The 18,957-nt window shown below is 73.2% G+C and carries 14 protein-coding genes; 8 read left to right on the top strand and 6 right to left on the bottom strand.

Annotated elements, in window-relative coordinates:
• Positions 1 to 11 precede the first annotated feature (11 nt).
• The 3 genes from HHX30_RS29930 to HHX30_RS29920 all read left to right on the top strand — a co-directional run bounded on the left by HHX30_RS29930 (position 12) and on the right by HHX30_RS29920 (position 2,936).
• On the top strand, positions 12 to 974 hold the full coding sequence (locus HHX30_RS29930; RefSeq protein WP_169985906.1) for an LD-carboxypeptidase: 963 nt from the start codon (positions 12 to 14) through the stop codon (positions 972 to 974).
• A gap of 44 nt (positions 975 to 1,018) precedes the next feature.
• On the top strand, positions 1,019 to 1,924 hold the full coding sequence (locus tag HHX30_RS29925; protein WP_249350591.1) for a hypothetical protein: 906 nt from the start codon (positions 1,019 to 1,021) through the stop codon (positions 1,922 to 1,924).
• Between the two features lie 124 nt (positions 1,925 to 2,048).
• Complete coding sequence (locus tag HHX30_RS29920) at positions 2,049 to 2,936, top strand: GNAT family N-acetyltransferase (RefSeq protein ID WP_169985904.1); 888 nt, start codon at positions 2,049 to 2,051, stop codon at positions 2,934 to 2,936.
• Here HHX30_RS29920 and HHX30_RS29915 read toward each other — a convergent pair.
• The 3 genes from HHX30_RS29915 to HHX30_RS29905 all read right to left on the bottom strand — a co-directional run bounded on the left by HHX30_RS29915 (position 2,926) and on the right by HHX30_RS29905 (position 7,370).
• A complete protein-coding gene (locus HHX30_RS29915) occupies positions 2,926 to 4,683 on the bottom strand; it encodes a glycoside hydrolase family 15 protein (RefSeq protein ID WP_169985902.1) in 1,758 nt (585 codons plus the stop codon). The two genes, HHX30_RS29920 and HHX30_RS29915, sit on opposite strands and share 11 nt — an antisense overlap.
• A gap of 72 nt (positions 4,684 to 4,755) precedes the next feature.
• Entirely contained in the window at positions 4,756 to 6,546 is a 1,791-nt protein-coding gene (locus tag HHX30_RS29910) for a glycoside hydrolase family 15 protein (RefSeq protein ID WP_169985900.1), read from the bottom strand.
• A 152-nt stretch (positions 6,547 to 6,698) separates the two neighbouring features.
• Positions 6,699 to 7,370 (bottom strand): YitT family protein, encoded by a 672-nt coding sequence (locus tag HHX30_RS29905; protein ID WP_169985898.1) that lies wholly within the window; start codon positions 7,368 to 7,370, stop codon positions 6,699 to 6,701.
• 64 nt (positions 7,371 to 7,434) lie between these two features.
• On the opposite strand from HHX30_RS29905, the gene HHX30_RS29900 reads away from it, so the two are divergent.
• Positions 7,435 to 8,856: a PLP-dependent aminotransferase family protein gene (locus HHX30_RS29900; RefSeq protein WP_169985896.1), complete on the top strand. Its 1,422-nt coding sequence runs from the start codon at positions 7,435 to 7,437 to the stop codon at positions 8,854 to 8,856.
• 19 nt (positions 8,857 to 8,875) lie between these two features.
• Here the strand turns inward: HHX30_RS29900 and HHX30_RS29895 are convergent, their stop codons facing one another.
• The gene (locus tag HHX30_RS29895; RefSeq protein ID WP_169985894.1) at positions 8,876 to 10,384 is read right to left on the bottom strand and encodes a peptide MFS transporter; all 1,509 of its coding nucleotides are present in this window, start codon (positions 10,382 to 10,384) and stop codon (positions 8,876 to 8,878) included.
• A gap of 182 nt (positions 10,385 to 10,566) precedes the next feature.
• Between HHX30_RS29895 and HHX30_RS29890 the strand changes: the two genes are divergently transcribed.
• From HHX30_RS29890 to HHX30_RS29875, 4 genes are all read left to right on the top strand, one after another.
• Positions 10,567 to 12,408 carry a long-chain fatty acid--CoA ligase gene (locus HHX30_RS29890; RefSeq protein ID WP_169985892.1) on the top strand — a complete coding sequence of 614 codons (1,842 nt, stop codon included), beginning with the start codon at positions 10,567 to 10,569 and terminating at the stop codon, positions 12,406 to 12,408.
• Between the two features lie 119 nt (positions 12,409 to 12,527).
• The gene (locus HHX30_RS29885; protein ID WP_169985890.1) at positions 12,528 to 13,430 is read left to right on the top strand and encodes a hypothetical protein; all 903 of its coding nucleotides are present in this window, start codon (positions 12,528 to 12,530) and stop codon (positions 13,428 to 13,430) included.
• Positions 13,431 to 13,599: 169 nt separating this feature from the next.
• On the top strand, positions 13,600 to 14,520 hold the full coding sequence (locus HHX30_RS29880; RefSeq protein ID WP_169985888.1) for a hypothetical protein: 921 nt from the start codon (positions 13,600 to 13,602) through the stop codon (positions 14,518 to 14,520).
• A 188-nt stretch (positions 14,521 to 14,708) separates the two neighbouring features.
• A complete protein-coding gene (locus tag HHX30_RS29875) occupies positions 14,709 to 15,365 on the top strand; it encodes a DNA-binding response regulator (protein ID WP_169985886.1) in 657 nt (218 codons plus the stop codon).
• On the opposite strand, the gene HHX30_RS29870 is transcribed toward HHX30_RS29875, so the two are convergent.
• Together HHX30_RS29870 and HHX30_RS29865 are read right to left on the bottom strand one after the other, a co-directional pair.
• The gene (locus HHX30_RS29870) at positions 15,267 to 17,063 is read right to left on the bottom strand and encodes an ABC transporter ATP-binding protein (protein ID WP_169985884.1); all 1,797 of its coding nucleotides are present in this window, start codon (positions 17,061 to 17,063) and stop codon (positions 15,267 to 15,269) included. The genes HHX30_RS29875 and HHX30_RS29870 overlap by 99 nt on opposite strands.
• A gap of 71 nt (positions 17,064 to 17,134) precedes the next feature.
• Positions 17,135 to 18,928, bottom strand: coding sequence for an ABC transporter ATP-binding protein (locus tag HHX30_RS29865; RefSeq protein ID WP_311922918.1), 1,794 nt, complete (start codon positions 18,926 to 18,928; stop codon positions 17,135 to 17,137).
• Between the last annotated feature and the right edge of the window lie 29 nt (positions 18,929 to 18,957).

The following is an 18,957-nucleotide window of genomic DNA, read 5'->3' as shown; positions in this document are numbered from 1 at the left end:
CCCTTTGAAGGGTGAGCGAGCGCTTCCGCGGCGGGGCGGGCGGTGACGCCTCGGTAACGGTCCCGGGCCTGCCCCGGCGGCTGCGGCCCGGTGACACGGTCGCGCTGGTCGCGCCGGCCGGGCCGGTCGATCCCGTACGGCTGGAGCGCGGCACCGAGGTCCTGACCGGGCTCGGGCTGCGGGTCGTGCACGGGGCGTCGATCCTCGCGCGGGAGGGCTACCTCGCCGGGTCCGACGCCGCACGGGCGGCCGACCTGCGGGACGCGTGGTGCGATCCCGGGGTGGCGGCGGTCGTCTGCGCCAGAGGCGGCTACGGCACCACCCGGCTGCTCGGGTTGCTCGACTGGGACGCGATGGCGGCGGCCGGGCCGAAGATCCTGCTCGGGTCGAGCGACATCACCGCGCTGCACCGGGCCTTCGCCGACCGGCTCGGCCTGGCTACGCTGTTCGGGCCGATGCCGGCCACCGCGGTGATCGGCGGCCCGGAGGAGCCGGAGCCGGTCACCTTCGCCCACCTGCGGGAGGCCCTGTTCGAGGGCGGCACACCCGCGCCGATCAAGGGTGACCGGGTGATCGTGCCGGGCCGGGCCGAGGGCCGGCTCACCGGCGGTAACCTCGCCTTGCTCGCCGCCCTGTGCGGCACGCCGTACGCGCTGCGCGCGCGGGGCCGTGTCGTACTGCTGGAGGACGTGACCGAGGAGCCGTACCGGATCGACCGCATGGTGACGCAACTGCTGCAGGCGGGCTGTCTCGACGGCGCGGCGGGCATCGTGCTGGGATCGTGGGTGGACTGCGGCGACCCGCTGCCCATGCTGGCCGAACGCCTGGCCCCGCTGGGTGTGCCGGTGCTGGCGGGGCTGCCTGTGGGCCATGGCACACCACAGATGAGTGTGTGGTTGGAGACGAATGTGGCTATTGTTGCCGAATCGTGTTCTCTCCTGGGCATGTTCCGCGACTCGGACGCGGCAACCTGAGACCCGCCCCGGAGGCATCCGGGTGGTGGCGAAGGGATGGTGCGTTGGGACTCTTGCGGCGACTGCTCAGCCGGACGCGGCCGGATCATCCCGCTCCGAGAGCCGTCGAGGACGTCGATCTCGACTCGCTGCTGGCCCTGGTCGCCGAGACCATGGGCTACACCTGCGTGTTCGCGGCCGACGGCATGTCGCTGACGCTGACCTCGCCCGAGCGTGAGCGGGTGGTGAACCTCGTCGGCCTGCGCCGGGAGGCCGGTCGCCGTGCCCGCGAGGACTGGCCGATGCTGGTCTCCGAGCACCTGGCGCACGCCGTGTCCGGCGAGCCGTTCGACGCCTGCAACCTCACGCCGATCAAGCCGCTGCTGCGCACCCGGGTCCACGCCGCCGACGACCCCGCCTTCCCCGATCCCTCCCGGATCATCGGCCGTCACCTCAGCGCCGACCTCATCGAGGTGCTGACCATCGGCGCCCGGCCCGTACGCCCGGAGGAGGCGTTCTGCTGGCCGATCCCGCCGGCGGAGGCGCTCGATGTGGCCATCGGCAACGCCCTGACCGACGAGCGGCCCACCGTGTCGCGGCTCGACCTCGCCGGGACCGAGGTGTCGCTGCTGACCGCGCCCAGCGCGGCGGCCCACCTGCGCCGCCTGGCGGCGTACATGGAGGTGCCCGAGGACGGCATGCTCGCCGTGCTGCCGCACCGGGGCATGGTCGCGGTGCACCCGGTGGCCGGCATCGGCGTGGTCCGCGCGATCGAGCGCCTGCGCATCTTCGCGCACCGTGAGCACGCGGGCCGGCCCGACGGGCTCAGCCCGCACGTGTACTGGTGGCGCCGGGGCAAGCTGACGCGTATCCAGGCCGACCTCATCAGCCACGACGGACAGACCCGGCTGGTCGTCGCCCCGCCGCCCGAGTTCGCCCGGCTGCTCGCCCGCATCGCCGGCCAGTCGTAGTCCGCGCCCGAAGCCGCGCCCCGGGCCGCGCGTCTGGTGCCGCGCCGCGGCTGCGGCCGCGAGGTCTGACTCCGCGCGGAAAACCGGGTGCGAAGGGGACGCCCGCCGGGTGAGACTGGCCGGCATGACGACCGTGCCCTTCGGCCGCAGGCCGTACGCCGGAGCCGAGGATTTGCGGGAGATGCAGGATCTCGCCGAGCGGCTGTGGACGCCCGGGGCGACCTGGCACGTCGGCGATCTGGCGTGGGAACGCTTCCAGCACCCGGGCGCGGAACACGAGTGGCCCGCCATGCTCTGGGACGTGGACTGCGGGACCGCGGCCTGGGGATGGGCCGATTCCGGGCAGCTGAACCTGCTGGCCGATCCCGCGCAGGTCCTCCTGGCCGACGAGGTCCTGGACTGGTTCGCCGCGCAGGTGCCGGACCCGGCCCGTACGGTCACGGTCTCCAGCGCGGAGACGCACCTGTTCCCCGCGCTCGGCCGGCACGGCTATCGGCGTACGGACGAGGGGCCCTTCTTCCTGCACATGGTCATGGACCTGGATCACGGCCTGCCCGAGCCGATCCCGCCCGCCGGATACCGCCTGCGTGCGGTGGGCGACGGTGACGTCGCCGCCCGTGTCGCGGCGCATCGCGCGGCGTTCCATCCGTCGCGGGTGACGGAGGAGAGCTACCAGGCGGTACGGCGGGCCTGGCCGTACCGGCCGGATCTGGACTGGATCGCCGAGGCGCCGGACGGGAGCGCCGCCGCGTTCTGCCTGGTCTGGCTGGACGAGGTCAACCAAGCCGCCCGGATCGAACCGGCGGGCACCGTGCCGGGTCACCGGCGGCGTGGCCTCGCGCGTGCCGTCTGCCTGGCCGCGCTGCACGCGGCGCGGCGGGCGGGTGCACGGCGGGCGGTGGTCAGCCCACGTGGCGACGACGCCTACCCGGTGCCCGCCCGGCTGTACCGGTCGCTCGGATTCCGTGCCTGCGCAAGGAGTCTGGGCTACCGCGCAGCGGTCAGCGGCTGAGGGCCATAGCGGTGCGGATCAGGTGGATGTGGGTGAAGGCTTGGGGGAAGTTGCCGAGTTGGCGGCCTGTTCTGGGGTCGTATTCCTCGGCGAGGAGGCCGACGTCGTTGGCGAGGTGGATGAGGCGTTCGAAGAGTTGGACGGCGTCGTCGTGGCGGCCGGTGAGGGCGCGGGCTTCGGCGAGCCAGAAGCTGCAGGCGAGGAAGGCGCCTTCGCCGCCTGGTAGGCCGTCGACGGGGTTGTCTTCGGCGATTGGGTAGCGCAGGACGAAGCCGTCGGTCATGAGTTCGCGTTCGACGGCGGTGATGGTGCCGGTGACGCGGGGGTCGTCGGGGGGGAGGAAGCCGACGATGGGGATCTGCAGGAGGGCGGCGTCCAGTTCGTGTGAGCCGTAGGACTGGGTGAAGGTGTTGCGTTCGGGGTCGTAGCCTTTGTCGCAGACTTCGGCGTGGATGCGGTCGCGCAGCGCGCGCCAGCGCTCCACGTCGCCGTGCCGGCCCAGCTCCTCGATGATGCGGACCATGCGGTCGGCCGCGACCCAGGCCATGACCTTCGAGTGGACGAAGTGGCGGCGGGGGCCGCGTACCTCCCACAGTCCCTCGTCGGGCTGGTCCCAGTTGTGCTCGAAGAACTCCATGATCTTCGTGACCAGGGCCCAGGCGTGGTCGTCGGGCCCCATGCCCTGCTTGCGCGCCCGGTAGAGGGCGTCGACGAACTCCCCGTAGATGTCGAGCTGCAGCTGGTTCGCCGCGCCGTTGCCGATCCGCACGGGCGCCGAGTTCTCGTAGCCGGGCAGCCAGTCGAGCGTCATCTCCGGCAGCCGGCGCTCGCCGGCCACGCCGTACAGGACCTGTACGTCCTCGGGGCGGCCCGCGATGGCGCGCAGCAGCCAGGAACGCCAGGCGTCCGCCTCCTCGACGTACCCGGAACCGGTCAGCGCGTCGAGGGTCATCGCCGCGTCGCGCAGCCAGCAGTAGCGGTAGTCCCAGTTGCGCACGCCGCCCAGGTGCTCGGGCAGCGACGTGGTCGGCGCGGCCACGATGCCGCCGGTCGGGCTGTAGGTCAGCGCCTTGAGCGTGATGAGCGAGCGGACCACGGCGTCGCGCCACGGACCCTGGTGGCCGCACCGGGAGACCCACTCCTCCCACAGGAGCCTGGTCTCGGTGAGCTGCTCCAGCGGGTCGATCCGCTCCGGCTCCGGCTGGTGGGAGGGATGCCAGGTGAACACGAACGGCACCCGCTCCCCGGCGGCGACGGTGAACGTCGCCTCGTGCCGGTAGTCGCTTCCGCGCAGATGGATGGGGGAGTGGATCCAGACCGAGTCGGGACCGCCGACGGCGTGCAGGTGCCCGTCGGCGCGCCGCACCCAGGGGACGATGCGGCCGTAGTCGAAGCGGATGCGGATCTCCGTCGTCATCTCCACGGTCCCGGACAGGCCCTCCACCACGCGTACGAGGTCGGGGTTGGCGTGCCGGGGCGGCATGAAGTCGATCACCTTGACCACGCCCGTGGGCGTCTCCCAGAAGGTCTCCAGGATCAGCGTGTCCTCGACGTACGCGCGGCGTGTGGCCTGCTCGTGTCCCACGGGGGCCAGGCGCCAGAAGCCGTTGGACTCGTCGCCGAGCAGGCGGGTGAAGCAGGAGGGGGAGTCGAAACGCGGCAGGCACAGCCAGTCGATCGAGCCGTTCCGCCCGATCAGGGCGGCCGACTGCATGTCGCCCACGAGGGCGTAGTCCTCGATCCGCATGCCGTCACGCTACCCGCGGATGCGGTTCTTCTCATCCGTGACCGGGAGACGGCGGGGCCGTCGCGGACCCCGTCAGGAACCGGCTCGGCCCGCCATGATCCTGTTCGTGCCGCTCAGCGCCTGGGCGGTGTGGATCAGGTGGATGTGGGTGAAGGCTTGGGGGAAGTTGCCGAGTTGGCGGCCTGTTCTGGGGTCGTATTCCTCGGCGAGGAGGCCGACGTCGTTGGCGAGGTGGATGAGGCGTTCGAAGAGTTGGACGGCGTCGTCGTGGCGGCCGGTGAGGGCGCGGGCTTCGGCGAGCCAGAAGCTGCAGGCGAGGAAGGCGCCTTCGCCGCCTGGTAGGCCGTCGACGGGGTTGTCTTCGGCGATTGGGTAGCGCAGGACGAAGCCGTCGGTCATGAGTTCGCGTTCGACGGCGGTGATGGTGCCGGTGACGCGGGGGTCGTCGGGGGGGAGGAAGCCGACGATGGGGATCTGCAGGAGGGCGGCGTCCAGTTCGTGTGAGCCGTAGGACTGGGTGAAGGTGTTGCGTTCGGGGTCGTAGCCTTTGTCGCAGACTTCGGCGTGGATGCGGTCGCGCAGCGCGCGCCAGCGCTCCACGTCGCCGTGCCGGCCCAGCTCCTCGATGATGCGGACCATGCGGTCGGCCGCGACCCAGGCCATGACCTTCGAGTGGACGAAGTGGCGGCGGGGGCCGCGTACCTCCCACAGTCCCTCGTCGGGCTGGTCCCAGTTGTGCTCGAAGAACTCCATGATCTTCGTGACCAGGGCCCAGGCGTGGTCGTCGGGCCCCATGCCCTGCTTGCGCGCCCGGTAGAGGGCGTCGACGAACTCCCCGTAGATGTCGAGCTGCAGCTGGTTCGCCGCGCCGTTGCCGATCCGCACGGGCGCCGAGTTCTCGTAGCCGGGCAGCCAGTCGAGCGTCATCTCCGGCAGCCGGCGCTCGCCGGCCACGCCGTACAGGACCTGTACGTCCTCGGGGCGGCCCGCGATGGCGCGCAGCAGCCAGGAACGCCAGGCGTCCGCCTCCTCGACGTATCCGGCCCGCAGGAGCGCGTCGAGGGTCATCGCCGCGTCGCGCAGCCAGCAGTAGCGGTAGTCCCAGTTGCGCACGCCGCCCAGGTGCTCGGGCAGCGACGTGGTCGGCGCCGCGACGATGCCGCCGGTCGGGCTGTAGGTCAGCGCCTTGAGCGTGATGAGCGAGCGGACCACGGCGTCGCGCCACGGACCCCGGTAGCCGCACCGGGAGACCCAGTGCCGCCACGCGTCGACGGTCAGGCCGAGCTCGGCGAGGGGGTCGATGGCCGGGGGCTGCGGCTGGTGGGAGGGGTGCCAGGTGAACACGAACGGCAGCCGCTCCCCGGCGGCGACGGTGAACGTCGCCTCGTGCCGGTAGTCGCCGCCGTGCAGCGGGATGGGCGAGTGGATCCAGACCGAGTCGGGGCCGCCGACGGCGTGCAGATGGGCGCCCGTCCGGCGTACCCACGGCACGATCCGCCCGTAGTCGAAGCGGATGCGGATCTCCGTCGTCATCTCCACGACCCCCGACAGGCCCTCCACCACGCGGACCAGGTCGGGGTTGCCGGAACGGACCGGCATGAAGTCGACCACCCTGACCGTCCCCGTGGGCGTCTCCCAGACGGTCTCCAGCACGAGTGAGTCCTCGAGATACGCGCGCCGGGCGGCCGTGTCCCGTCCCGCGGCGGCCAGCCGCCAGGAACCGTTGGACTCGTCGCCGAGCAGACGGGCGAAGCAGGAGGGGGAGTCGAACCGCGGCAGGCACAGCCAGTCGATCGAGCCGTTCCGCCCGATCAGGGCGGCCGACTGCGTGTCGCCGATCAGCGCGTAGTCCTCGATCCGCATGCGCTCACCTCCCCCCGCGCCGTACGGCGTGTCTCCTCAGCGCCGGGCGTGGGCCTCCTCCCTTGGCAGCGGCCCGGCGCCGGCGTGGCGGTGGGTCATCACGGCCGCCCCGGCCGCCCTGGCGACCAGGCCCTCCCACAGCGCTCGCCTCATCATGCAGGCTTCGTACCCGGTGGCCGGGCGGTGTCCCCGGCGGGAGCCCACACCTTCATGAAGACCTGCGTCGCCGGGCCGATCGTCAGGGCGAACACGACCGTGCCGATGCCGACCGTGCCGCCGAGCAGCCAGCCCACGGCGAGCACGGTGATCTCGACGACCGTGCGGGCGACCCGGATCGACAGGCCGAGCCGGTTGAGGCCCGTCATCAGGCCGTCACGCGGCCCCGGGCCGAAGCCCGCGTGGATGTAGAGCCCGGAGGCGGCGGCGATGGCGAGGATGCCGCCCAGGAGGAAGGCCCACTGCACCGGCCAGGCCGCCGGCGCGGGGACCAGAGCCATCACGCCGTCGGCGCTGGTGCCGACCACCAGGACGTTGCTGATCGTGCCGAGGCCGGGCCGCTGCCGCAGGGGGATCCACAGCAGCAGCACCAGCGCGCCCACCAAGTTGATGCACAGGCCGATCGACCACCCGGTGCGCACCGACATGCCCTGGTGGAAGACCTCCCAGGGGTCGAGGCCGAGCCCGGACCTGACGAGCAGCGCGATGCCTCCGCCGTAGAGCACGAGGCCGGCGTAGAGGCGGACGAGCCGCAGCGGGAGCGAGCGGGGGCGGGGGAGGGACAAGCGGGAGCGAGCGGGGGTGGGGGAGGTGGAGAGTTCGGTCATAGTCGACCCATCGTGCAGGCCGGCGGGGTTGCGAGGAAAGGGCCAATCAGAGAAATTGGCCTTCATGGATCGGTATCTCAGCGCTCCCCAGCTCGCCCGGCTCGTCCGGGTGCCGTCCGACGCCCGGCCCTACTACCGGGCGCTCGCGGAGGCGGTGCGCGGCCTGGTCCTCGACGGGCGGCTCGCCGTCGGAGTGCGCGTGCCGGCCGAGCGGCACCTGGCCGAGGCGCTGTGCGTGAGCCGCACCACCGTGACCGCGGCGTACGACCGGCTGCGCGAGCAGGGCTACCTGGAGAGCAGGCAGGGATCCGGCAGCCGCACGGCCCTGCCCGACGCCGGTGCGCTCGGGACCGACAACCCGTGGCTCGCGTCCGACGACGACGGGCTGCTGCCGCTGCACGCGGCCGCGCCCCCGGCGACCGCCCTGCTCGGCGAGGCCCTGGAGGAGGCGGGCCGGGCCTACCACCGGTACGCGCTGGGCATGGGCTACCACCCGGCCGGGCTCGCGCCGCTGCGGGAGGCGATCGCCCGCAGGTACGGCGAGCGGGGGCTGCCCACCCGGCCCGAGCAGATCCTCGTCACAGCCGGGGCCCAGCATGCCGTCCACCTGCTGATGTCCGCGTTCGCCGAGCCGGGCGGCCCGGTGCTGGTCGAGTCGCCGACCTACCCGCACGCGATCGACGCGGCGCGGCTGCGGGGAGCCCGCCTGGTTCCGGTGGGCGTCCAGGAGGACGGCTGGCATCTCGACCTGGTGAGCTGTGCGATGCGGCAGTCGGCGGCCCGCCTCGCCTACGTCATCCCCGACTTCCAGAACCCGACAGGACACCTGATGTCCGACGCCGATCGCGGCGCGCTGGTGGACGCGGCCCGCCGGCACGGGGTCACGCTGATCGCCGACGAGAGCTGGGCCGAGATCGCGCTGGACGACACGGCCCGCGCGGCGCCGCTGGCCGCGTTCGACACCGACGGCCGGGTGATCAGCGTGGGGTCGGCCTCGAAGCTGTGGTGGGGCGGCCTGCGGGTCGGCTGGATCCGGGGGAGCGCCGCGACGGTGCGCCGCCTGGCCAGGCTCCGCGCCGCCGTCGACATCGCGGGCGGGGTGTTCGAGCAGCTCGTGGTGGCGCGCCTGTTCGAGCGGATCGAGGAGGCGCGCGCCGAGCGCCGCCGTGGGCTCGGCGCGTCGTGCGCGGCGCTCGCCGCGGTCCTGCGCGAGGAGCTGCCGGGCTGGGCGTTCACGGTGCCGCGCGGCGGAGGCTCGCTGTGGGTGCGGCTGGACGGGCCGGTGGCGGACGCGGTCGCCGCGGCCGCCGCCGCCCGGGGCGTGCGGCTGGCCCCGGGACCGTGGTTCGGCGTGGACGGCGCGCTGGAGCGGTATCTGCGGCTGCCGTTCACGCAGCCGCCGGCCGTGCTGGAGGAGGCGGTGCGCCGCATCGCCCGCGATCCCGCCGGCTACCGGCCGCGCGAGCCGCTCACGCCGATCCTCTGACCGATCCGCTGACCGGTCTTCAGCTGGGCGCGGGCACGGGCGGCATGTGGTCGTGCTCGGCCATCAGCACGCGGAGCTTGCGGACGAACACCAGCATGACGAGCCCCGCCGCGATCGCGGCGAGCGCGAGGGTGAGGTAGTACGCGGGCATCGGCACGACCTTGGTCAGCCGGTAGGCCTGGCCGCCGACGGAGTCGCCGAGGGCCATGGAGAGGAACCACAGGCCCATGAGCTGGTTCTCGAACGCCCGGGGGGCGAGCTTGTTGGTGACCGACAGCCCGGCCGGGCTGAGGAACAGCTCACCGACGGTCTGGATGAGGTAGACCGACAGCAGCCACATGACCGAGACCTTCACGCCGCCCGAGGCGATGCCCGCGGCGACCGACATGACGACGAAGCTCAGCCCGACGAGCACCAGGCCGACCGCGAACTTGAGCGGCGTGCTGATCCGGGTGCCGGCCTTGAGGAACATCTGCGCGAAGAGGGGGGCGACGAGGATGATCGCGAGCGAGTTGACGTTGCCCACCCAGCCCGGCGGGATCGTGAAGCCGAGCACGTTCAGGTCGGTGTCGTGCTTGGCGAACAGCAGCAGCGCGCTGCCGGCCTGGTCGTAGACGAGCCAGAACATCGCGGCGGCGAGGAACAGCCACACGTAGGCACGCAGCCCGGCGCGCTCCTCCGCGGTGACCTCGTGGGAGGAGAACAGGAAGGCGAAGTACGCGACCGGTACGACCGCCGTGACGACCGTGAGCACGAGGGCGAAACGGTCCACGGTCAGCGTGCCGCTGAGCGCCCACAGGGACAGCGCGGCCGATCCGGCGGCGAGCCCGACGCCCGCGACGAGCTTGAAGCGCCGCTGCTCCTCGGGTGTGAGCCGGTGGTCCGGCTCCTCGCCGGCGCCGCACAGGGTCGCCCGCCCCCTGATGTACTGCGCCAGGCCGATGGCCATGCCGACCGCCGCCGCCCCGAAGGCGAGGTGCCAGCGGCCGCCCGTCTGGAGCCAGGGCACGACCATGATGCCGAGGAAGGCGCCCAGGTTGATGCCCATGTAGAAGATCGTGTAGCCGGAGTCGCGCCGGGCGTCGTCCTCGTGCCGGTACAGCTCGCCCACCAGCGCCGACATGTTCGGCTTGAGCAGCCCGCTGCCCAGCGCGATCAGCACGAGGCCGAGCCAGACGAACCCCCCGGCCATGGGCATCGCCATGCTGACGTGGCCGCCCATGATGATCAGGGCGCCGGCCAGCACGGTCCTGCGCGCGCCGAGCAGCCGGTCGGCCAGCCATCCGCCCACGAGGGCGAGCAGGTAGACCGAGGCGATGTAGACGCCGTAGACGCCGACGGCGGTCGTCTCGGGCAGGCCCATGCCGCCGCGCGCGACGGGCGCCGTCAGGAACAGCACGAGGACGGCGCGCATGCCGTAGTAGCTGAAGCGCTCCCACATCTCCGTGCCGAACAGCGTGGCCAGCCCCCGTGGATGGCCGAAGAAGGTCCGCTCTCCCACCGGCGGACCCGATCTTCCGGATGCCATGCGTTCTCCCCCCGGTCACGCATCGTTCTCGTACCTTACCTGCCTTGATGTCTTATTTGTCCGATTAAGATTGCCTCGCATATCACATCCGGCCGCGCTTCTCGCCACCGGGGTCTTGTCCGCGGCTGATCTTTTGTGGTGCGATGCATGCCACGCGTGCGAGATGCCCCTTGGGAGGCGCGATGACCGGCGTACTTGAGGACCGGGCGGCGATCGAGCGGGAGATCGCGGGCAGAACGGTGTGCGAGCAGCTCAGCTGGGCCGCGCGGGAGCATCCGGACTCGCCGGCCTACTCCGATCCCGCCGGAGACGAGTGGACGACGCTGACCTACGCCGAGGCGCACGGGCGTGTGCTGGAGATCGCCGCGGGCTACGCCGCGCTGGGCCTGCGGCCCGGCGACGCCGTCGCGCTGATGCTGGTCAACCGCAGCGAGCACGTGCTCGCCGACCTCGGCGCCGTCCACGCGGGAGCCGTCCCCTGCTCCGTCTACGCCACCTTCGCCCCCGAGCAGGTCGCGTACGTCGCCCGCGACGTCGGGGCGCGGATCGCGGTGCTCGGCGGCCCCGCCGACCTGGCCCGCTGGGAGCCGATCCTCGGCGAGCTGCCCGCGCTGACGAGGATCGTCATGCTGGAGGGCGCGCCCTCCGGCGACGAGCGCTTCCTGAGCTGGGAGGCGTTCCTTAAGATCGGCGCCGACGCGCTGGCCGCCGACCCGGCCGCGGTGGACGCGCGCTGGCGCGCGGTGACCCCGGAGGACACGCTGAGCGTCCTCTACACCTCGGGGACGACGGGCAATCCCAAGGGCGTCCCGCTGACCCACGCGAACGTGCTGTTCGAACTCACCGCGACGCAGCGGATGATCGACCTGCCCATGCACGGCACGCAGATCTCCTACCTCACCTACGCGCACATCGCCGAGCGGGTGCTCAGCCTGTACCTGCCGCTGGTCAAGGTCAACCACGTGTACTTCTGCACCGACATGGCGAACCTCGGCGCGACGCTCGGCCAGGTGCGCCCGGTGCTGTTCTTCGGCGTCCCCCGCGTCTGGGAGAAGCTGACGGCCCGGCTGCAGGCGCTGCTGGCCGGCCAGCCGCCCGAGCAGCAGGAGAACGTGCGCGCCGCGATGGCCGCCGGGCTCGCCTACATCGAGGGGCTGCAGTACGGCCACACGGTCACGCCCGAGGTGCGGGAGGCGTACGAGCGGGCCGACGCGGCGCTGCTGTCGCTCATCCGCGGCATGATCGGGCTCGACCAGGCCCGCTGGTGCGCCACCGCCGCCGCGCCGATGCCGATCGAGGTGCAGCGGTTCCTCGCCGGCCTCGGCCTGAAGGTCATCGACGTGTACGGCATGACCGAGACGACCGGCGCGTTCACCGCCAACTCGCCGGACGTCTTCAAGCTCGGCACGGTGGGCCGGGCCGAGCCGGGCGTCGAGGTGCGGATCGCCGAGGACGGCGAGATCCTCACCCGCAGCCCGCTCAACACGCGGGGCTACCTCGGTCTCCCCGAGGCGACCGCCGAGCTCCTCGACACCGACGGCTGGCTGCACACCGGCGACGTGGGGTCGATCGACGACGACGGCTTCGTGCGCATCGTCGACCGCAAGAAGGAACTGTTCATCACCTCGGGCGGGGAGAACGTGTCCCCGGCCGTCATCGAGGGCCGCCTGAAGGAGCACCCGCTCATCGGGCAGGCCCTCGCGTACGGGGACCGCCGGCCGTACCCGGTGGCGATCCTCACCCTGGACGGCGAGGTCGCGCCCGAGTGGGCGCGGGCGCGCGGCATCCCCTTCGAGTCCCTGGCCGACCTGGCCGGGCATCCGGACGTGCTCGCCGAGGTCGAGGCGGCCGTCGAGGCCGCCAACCTCAGGCTCGCCCGGGTGCAGCAGATCAAGAGGTGGCGGCTGCTGCCCGCCGAGTGGACCGCCGAGACCGAGGAGCTCACCCCCAGCCTCAAGCTCAAGCGCCGGGTCGTCCACGCGCGGTACGCCGGCGTGATCGAGGAGCTGTACGCGACCGGCTGAGCGCGGGGAGGTTCCCACCGGGCCGCACGACCGGACCGAGTTTTACGGGCCGGCTTTTTACCTGGCCGGGAGTGTGTCGGGGGCGGGGCGGCCCCCGGTCGTGCGTACGGTCACGGGGCATGATGAGACCTCTGTTCGCGACGCTGGCCCTCGCGGCCGCGACGACGGCGGCGGCCGCGCCGGCCCCCGCCCCCGGTGACCTGGCCATCCGCTCGGTCGAGGTGCGCCCGTCCGATCCGGTGGTCGGCCCCAGCGGGTCGGTGCGGCTGGTCGTCGACGTGGTGGCGCGCGGCGCGGAGCGCGTCTCCGTCGTCCTGGAACCCGGCCGCGCCCCCTCGGGAGACGACGAGCCCGGCACGGAGCCCGAACCGGACGTGTCCCCCTCGCCGCCGTCGGGCGACGCCGTGCCGGTGCCGTCCGCCTCCCCGGATCCGGGCTTCCCGGCTCCCGCCGTGCCCGCGCCGGTGCCCGCTGTCGGTCCCCTGCCGGGCCTGGGCGGGCTGGCGTCCGCGATGCCCGGAATGGTGGGCGTGTCGCCCGCGGGCGGGCGGTCGGCCTGGCGCGTCTCCCCGGCGTCGTCGGGGGAGTGGGAGACCTGGCGGTTCCTCCCGGACAAGCCGTTGTCGCGGTGGTATCGGAGCGGCCCATGGACGGTCACCGCGACTGCGGTGAATGCGCGGGGCGAGCGGGCCGTCGCCCGGGCGGGCTTCAACCTGCGCCGGGCGACCGAGATCGACGGACTCAAGGCGGTGCGCGACGGGGACGCCGTGCGGGTCACCGGGACGCTGCTGCGGGTGGATCCGATCGGGAAGGTCGACTACCGGCCCTTCGCGGGGCAGCGGGTCGAAATCCGCTTCCGGCCCGCCGGGTCGCCCCGCTGGAGGACCGTCGGGGAGGCGGTCACCCGGAGGGACGGCTGGTTCAGCGCCCGGGTCCGAGCGGACGGAGAGGGCACATGGCGTGCCGAATATGCCGGTACGTCCAGATATGCCGCCGACGCAAGTCCACAGCGTGAGGCATAAAGGCCGATTTATGACCTATAAGCTCATAAATCCGGCAAAAAGGACAGTTACTGTTTTGTAATATTTTAATCCTAAGAGTGAGGCAACTTTTCTCCTCCTTGTGACGTCTATGACGTAGGTGCGCCCCAAACCGGGGCGCGATCCTGAAACGGGGAGAGGATTCAGCCTCATGGAGAAACGAGTCGCTACCGCCCTGGTAGCGGTCGCCATGGGCGCCACGGCGCTCGCGACTGCGCCCGCGTACGCGGACCCTGTCGCGCCTTCGCCGACGCCCACATCGGACTCCACTCCTGCGGACAACGCCCGCAAGCCGTACACGCCGGACCCGCGCATCGTGTCGGTCGACGTCGACCCGAACGTGGTCGTGGTGAACAGGGGCCGGTCGGCCCAGGTCACCGCCCGGGTCACGACCAAGGACGTCAAGAGCGTCGACATCGACCTGTGGGGTCCGAGGGGCCGCAGCGACCACGGCGGCGACCACTGGTTCGGCAAGCGCAAGGGCGGCCCGAACGACGGTCCGAAGTTCGACCGCGCGTCGCGGTCGTGGCGCTTCGACTGGAGCGACCGCACCGGCACCTACAAGGTGCACGTGGAGGCGATCGGCCTCGACGGCAAGAAGTACACCGCCGACCGCACCTTCACGGTGAAGCGCAACGAGTGGCACGCGCCGCGCCCGTCGGGCCCGAAGGCGACCCGCATCGCCGGCTTCGACGCCACGCCCGAGCCGGTCCGCAAGGGCCGCTCGCTGACCCTCAAGGGCACGCTGCAGGTCGCGAAGTGCTGGGGTGACTGGTACTACGACGACTGGAACGACTTCTCCGGCCGTCGCGGCGGCGACCGCTACTGCTCCGACAGCCGCAACTACTGGAACGACTGGCGCTGGCTGGGCTCGCAGGACCTGAAGGTCTACTTCCAGCCCTCGGGCTCCGGCCGCTGGCAGTACGTGGACACCATCGAGACCGACGGCGACGGCGACTTCGCCGCCAGTGTCCGGGCCTGGCGGTCCGGCACCTGGGCGGTGCGGTTCGACGGCAACCGCCGTCTCAAGGGCTCCGAGGCGACCGACTACGTGAAGGTCTGGCGCCACTAGGAAACCGTTCGCGACGCCCGGCTCCCGTATGGGGGCCGGGCGTCGGCTTTTCTCTGACGCGGTTCCTGATTAAAGGTGACAGTTGGGGTAGAGAGGTCCCGGCGTGCGCGTGAAACCTGCATAGTGAGTGGAGCGCCGCGGTCACGAACGGCGAGCAACCGCTCGCACCGTGTGTAGGGGGGTCTGGGTTGATCCGACTGATGCTCGCCGAGGACATGCACCTCATCCGCAAGGCGCTGGTCGCTCTGCTGTCGAGCGAGGACGACCTCGAGGTGGTGGCCGAGGCGGACAAGGGCGAGGACATCGTCCGGCTCGGCTGCCTGCGGCGCCCCGACGTCGCGGTGCTCGACATCGGGATGCCCGGTGTCGACGGCCTCACCGCGGCGGCCGAGCTGCACCGCCGATTACCCTCCTGCAAGACCGTCGTGCTCACCGGCCTCGGTACGCCCACCGCGCTGCGCAAGGCGCTGGACGCCAACGTGCGCGGCTTCGTCGTGAAGGACGCCTCGCCGGGCCACCTCGTGGACTGCATCCGCCGCGTGGCGAAGGGGGACCGGGTCATCGACCCCGAGCTCGCGGTGGCCGCGCTCGACGCCGACGCCAACCCGCTGACCGCGCGCGAGCTCGACGTCCTGGAGACCGCCGCCGGCGGCGCGACCGTCGGCGAGATCGCCGACCGCCTGTCGCTGTCACGCGGCACGGTCCGCAACTACCTGTCCCGCATCCTCACCAAGGTCGGCGCCCGCTCACGCGTCGAGGCGATCCAGATCGCCTCCGAGTGCGGCTGGCTCTGGCCCACGGCCGGGCGCGACATCGGCATCCTGCGCTACCGCTCCCGCCGGTAGCGGCCCCGGGGCCTCCCAGTGGCCGACCAGGTCGGCGTACAGCGGCGAGGCGGCCACCATCTCCTCGTGCCTGCCGAGCAGGACGCGGGTGCCGTCCATGACCAGCACCCGCCGGGCCCGCAGGGCCGAGGAGATCCGGTGCGCCACGACGATCAGCGTGCCCTCGCGCGCCGCGAACGCCGCCTCCGTCCGAGCCTCCGCCGCCGGGTCGAGATGGCAGGTCGACTCGTCGAGCACGACCAGCCGGGCGGGGGACAGGTAGGTCCTGGCCAGCGCGACGAGCTGCCGCTCGCCCGCCGACAGTTCGGCGGGGTCGAGCGGGCCGCCCGCCGTGCGCCGCGCGAGCTCCGCCAGCCCGAACATCGCCACCGCCTCGTCCACCCGCTCCGCCGGCGTCCCCGGCGCGAGGTAGGTCAGGTTCTCCGCCAGGGTGCCGGGGAAGACGTACGCCTCCTGGGGGATCAGCGCGCGGGCGGCCGGATGGACGCGCGCGGCCTGGACGCCGCCGACGAGGACCTCGCCGTCGTCCGGGCTCAGCAGGCCGGCGACGAGCGCCGCCAGCGTGGACTTGCCGATCCCGCTCGGGCCGACGACCACCAGGTGGTCGCCCTCGGGCACGACGAGGTCCAGGCCGTCGATCACCGGCTCGGCGGCCTTCTGACCGGCGGTGCCGTAGGCGAAGCGCACCCCGCGCAGCTCCAGGCGGACCCCGTCGGGCCGCCGGTCGCCGTGCGCGACGGGCGGGCCGGGGGCGTGCAGGATGCGCTCCAGCGTGACGGCCAGGCGGACGCCGCTGACGCCGAGGCCCTGCACGAGGCCCCCGAGCGCGGGGGCGAGCGACTGCATCACATAGGTCAGCGAGCCGAGGATCACTCCGCCGGTGACTCCCTGGCGCACCAGCCAGGGCGCGCCCGCGAGCAGGAGCACGACCGGCAGCCACGCACCCACCGCCAGCGACAGCGTCCGCGACGCCGTCACCCGCGCCAGTGCCCGCGCGGCCCTCGCCTGCCGGGAGACCTCCCGCCCGACGCTCGCCGCGACGCGCTCCTCGCCGCCGCAGGCCGTCACGTCCCGCAGGCCGCTCGCCATCGCCGCCACCGCGGCCGCCGTACCTTCGTCGGCGACGATGAACTCGCGCTGACGCCGGGCGAGGGCGGGCAGGGAGACGAGGAACAGGCCGAGCCCCAGGGCCACCGGCGCCAGCACGAGCGGGACGACCTGGGGGGCCAGCGTCGTGAGCCCTACCGCCACGCTTGCCAGCGTGAACACGAAGGTCCTGACCACCGTGATGATCGCGCCGAAGGCGTCCCTGGCCAGCTCCACCTGATGGTTCATCCGGGCGACGGCCGCGCTGTCGCCGCCCCGCCCGGCCCGCAGCGCCCCGGTCACCACGCGTTCCAGCAGATCGTCGCGGAAGGGCTCGACGATCCCGGCGACGAGCAGCAGCACCTGCCGGGCGGCCACCGCGGCGACCGCCCACGCGGCGGCGAGCACGCCCAGCCACATCAGGCCGGAGCCGGGCCGGCCCGCGGCGAAGCCGTCGTCCACGGCCCTCGCGATCGCGTACCCGCCGGACAGCGCGGGCAGCGCCTCCGCCAGCGACCACAGGGCCAGCCACAGCAGCCGGGAGGGCTCGCGCAGCAGCGCCTCCGTGACCACCCGCCGCGCGCCGGTCGGTCGCGTATCGGCCCCCTGCATTTCGGCTCGGGGTACGCCGGCCTGCCGCGGGTCCGCCTTCCGCGCCCTCCCGGCGAGCACGCGCCGCCTCATCACGAGTCCTCCCCGGCTCGGAAGACCGCCCGGTAGCCGGGGTCCTCCCACAGCCGGTCATGCGTGCCGGCCGCGCGTACCCGCCCGTCCTCCAGCCACACGACCTGGTCGGCCTGCGCCGCGGTCGTCACCCGGTGGGCCACCACCAGCCGGGTGCGGTCGGACAGGCTCCCGGTGAGGGCGCGCGCCACCTGCCGCTCGGTCACCGTGTCCAGGCTCGACATGGCATCGTCCAGGATCAGCAGCCGGCCGGCCTGGGCGAACGCGCGGGCCAGGCCGACGCGCTGGATCTCGCCCCCCGACATGGGCGCCTCGCCGACCGGGGTGGCGTAGCCGCGCGGCAGCCGCCGGATGAAGTCGTCGGCCCGGGCGGCCGCCGCGGCCACCCGCACGGTGTCCCCGCTCCGCTCGGCGTTTTCGCTCCGCTCGGTGTTTCCGCTCCGCATGGCGTCTGCGCTCCGCTCGCCGGGGGCGTCCAGGCCGCCCAGCCCGAAGGCGACGGCCTCGCCCAGCGTCTCGCCGAACAACGCGGGCCGCTCGAACGCGTACCCGACCGCGCGGCGCAGCGGCTCGCGGCCGATCTCCCGCAGGGGCACCCCGTCCAGCAGGACGGCGCCGCGTTCGGGATCGACGAGCCGGCCGGCCACGGCGGCGAGCGACGACTTGCCCGAGCCCGAACGGCCCACGACCGCCGTGCACGTGCCGCCCGGCACGACCAGGCTGACGCCGCTCAGCAGCCGCACGCCGTCGGCCCGTACGGTCACGTCGCGCAGTTCCAGGGTGCCGGGGCCGGGCGGCAGCGAGCGGTCCCCGTACACGGGCGCCGGCACGGCGAACAGCTGCTCCAGCCGCAGGGCGGCCGACCGGGCGCGGGCGATGCGCGCCGCGTAGCCGAGCGCCGACCCGAGGCCCGCGCCGAGCACGACGTAACGCGCGGCGGCGAGCAACTCTCCGACGGTCAGGCCACCGGCCGACAGGCGCAGCCCGCCGACCGCGAGCACCGCGATCTCCAGGAGCGGGACGACGACGGCGGCCTGCACGCCCGCCCGTGCCTGCAGCCGCCACAGGGCCAGGCCGTGGGCCCGCAGGCGGGGGAGCGGTGCGAGCACGCGCGCGGCCTCGCGCTCCTCGGTCCCGGCCGCGGTGATGGTGCGGGCCCCGGCGAGGGCGCCGACGAGCATGGCCGCGATCTCCCCCTGGGCCTGCTGGTACCCGCCTGAGGCCGCCGTGGTCTTCCGCATGAACGCGCGCAGCACGGCCACGATCAGAAGCAGGCCGGCCACCAGCGTGACCGCGAGCCACGGGTCGATCAGCGCGAGGGCGACGACGCTGCCGGCCGCCGGAACGATCAGCGTGGCGGCAGTGACCACAGCCTCGGGAGTGCGCCCCGCCTCCTCCACGTTCACCCCGGCCCGGGTGACGAGCTCGCCCGGCGTGAGGTGGCGGGTCAGGCCGGCGCCGGCGGACAACGTGTGGGCCACGACCCGGGAGCGCAGCCACTGGGCGGCCCGCGCGCCGCTCACGCCGGCCGCGAGCACGCGCAGCGTGTCGCAGGCGACCACGAGCGCGACGAGCAGCGCGGCGGCCGCGAGCGGGCCGGTGAGCCCGGCCGCGGACCTCGATCCGCTCTCCGCCGGGACCCCCACCACGGCGTCGACGGCGCGGCCGAGCGCCGCGGGCAGCAGCAGGTCGGCCGCGGCGCCCAGCAGCGCCGTCGCGGTCAGCACCGCGAGCCAGGGGCCGCCGCGCCGTACGGCCCGCGCGATCAGCAGGTCCGCCGGACGAGAGCTCACGTGGTCCTCCATGAGTGCGAGGGCGGGAC

Source organism: Microbispora sp. H10836 (genome assembly GCF_012999525.1).
Taxonomy (GTDB): Bacteria; Actinomycetota; Actinomycetes; order Streptosporangiales; family Streptosporangiaceae; genus Microbispora.
The sequence above is the reverse complement of the archived record's forward strand: the minus strand, read 5'-3'. Positions and strand labels throughout refer to the sequence as shown.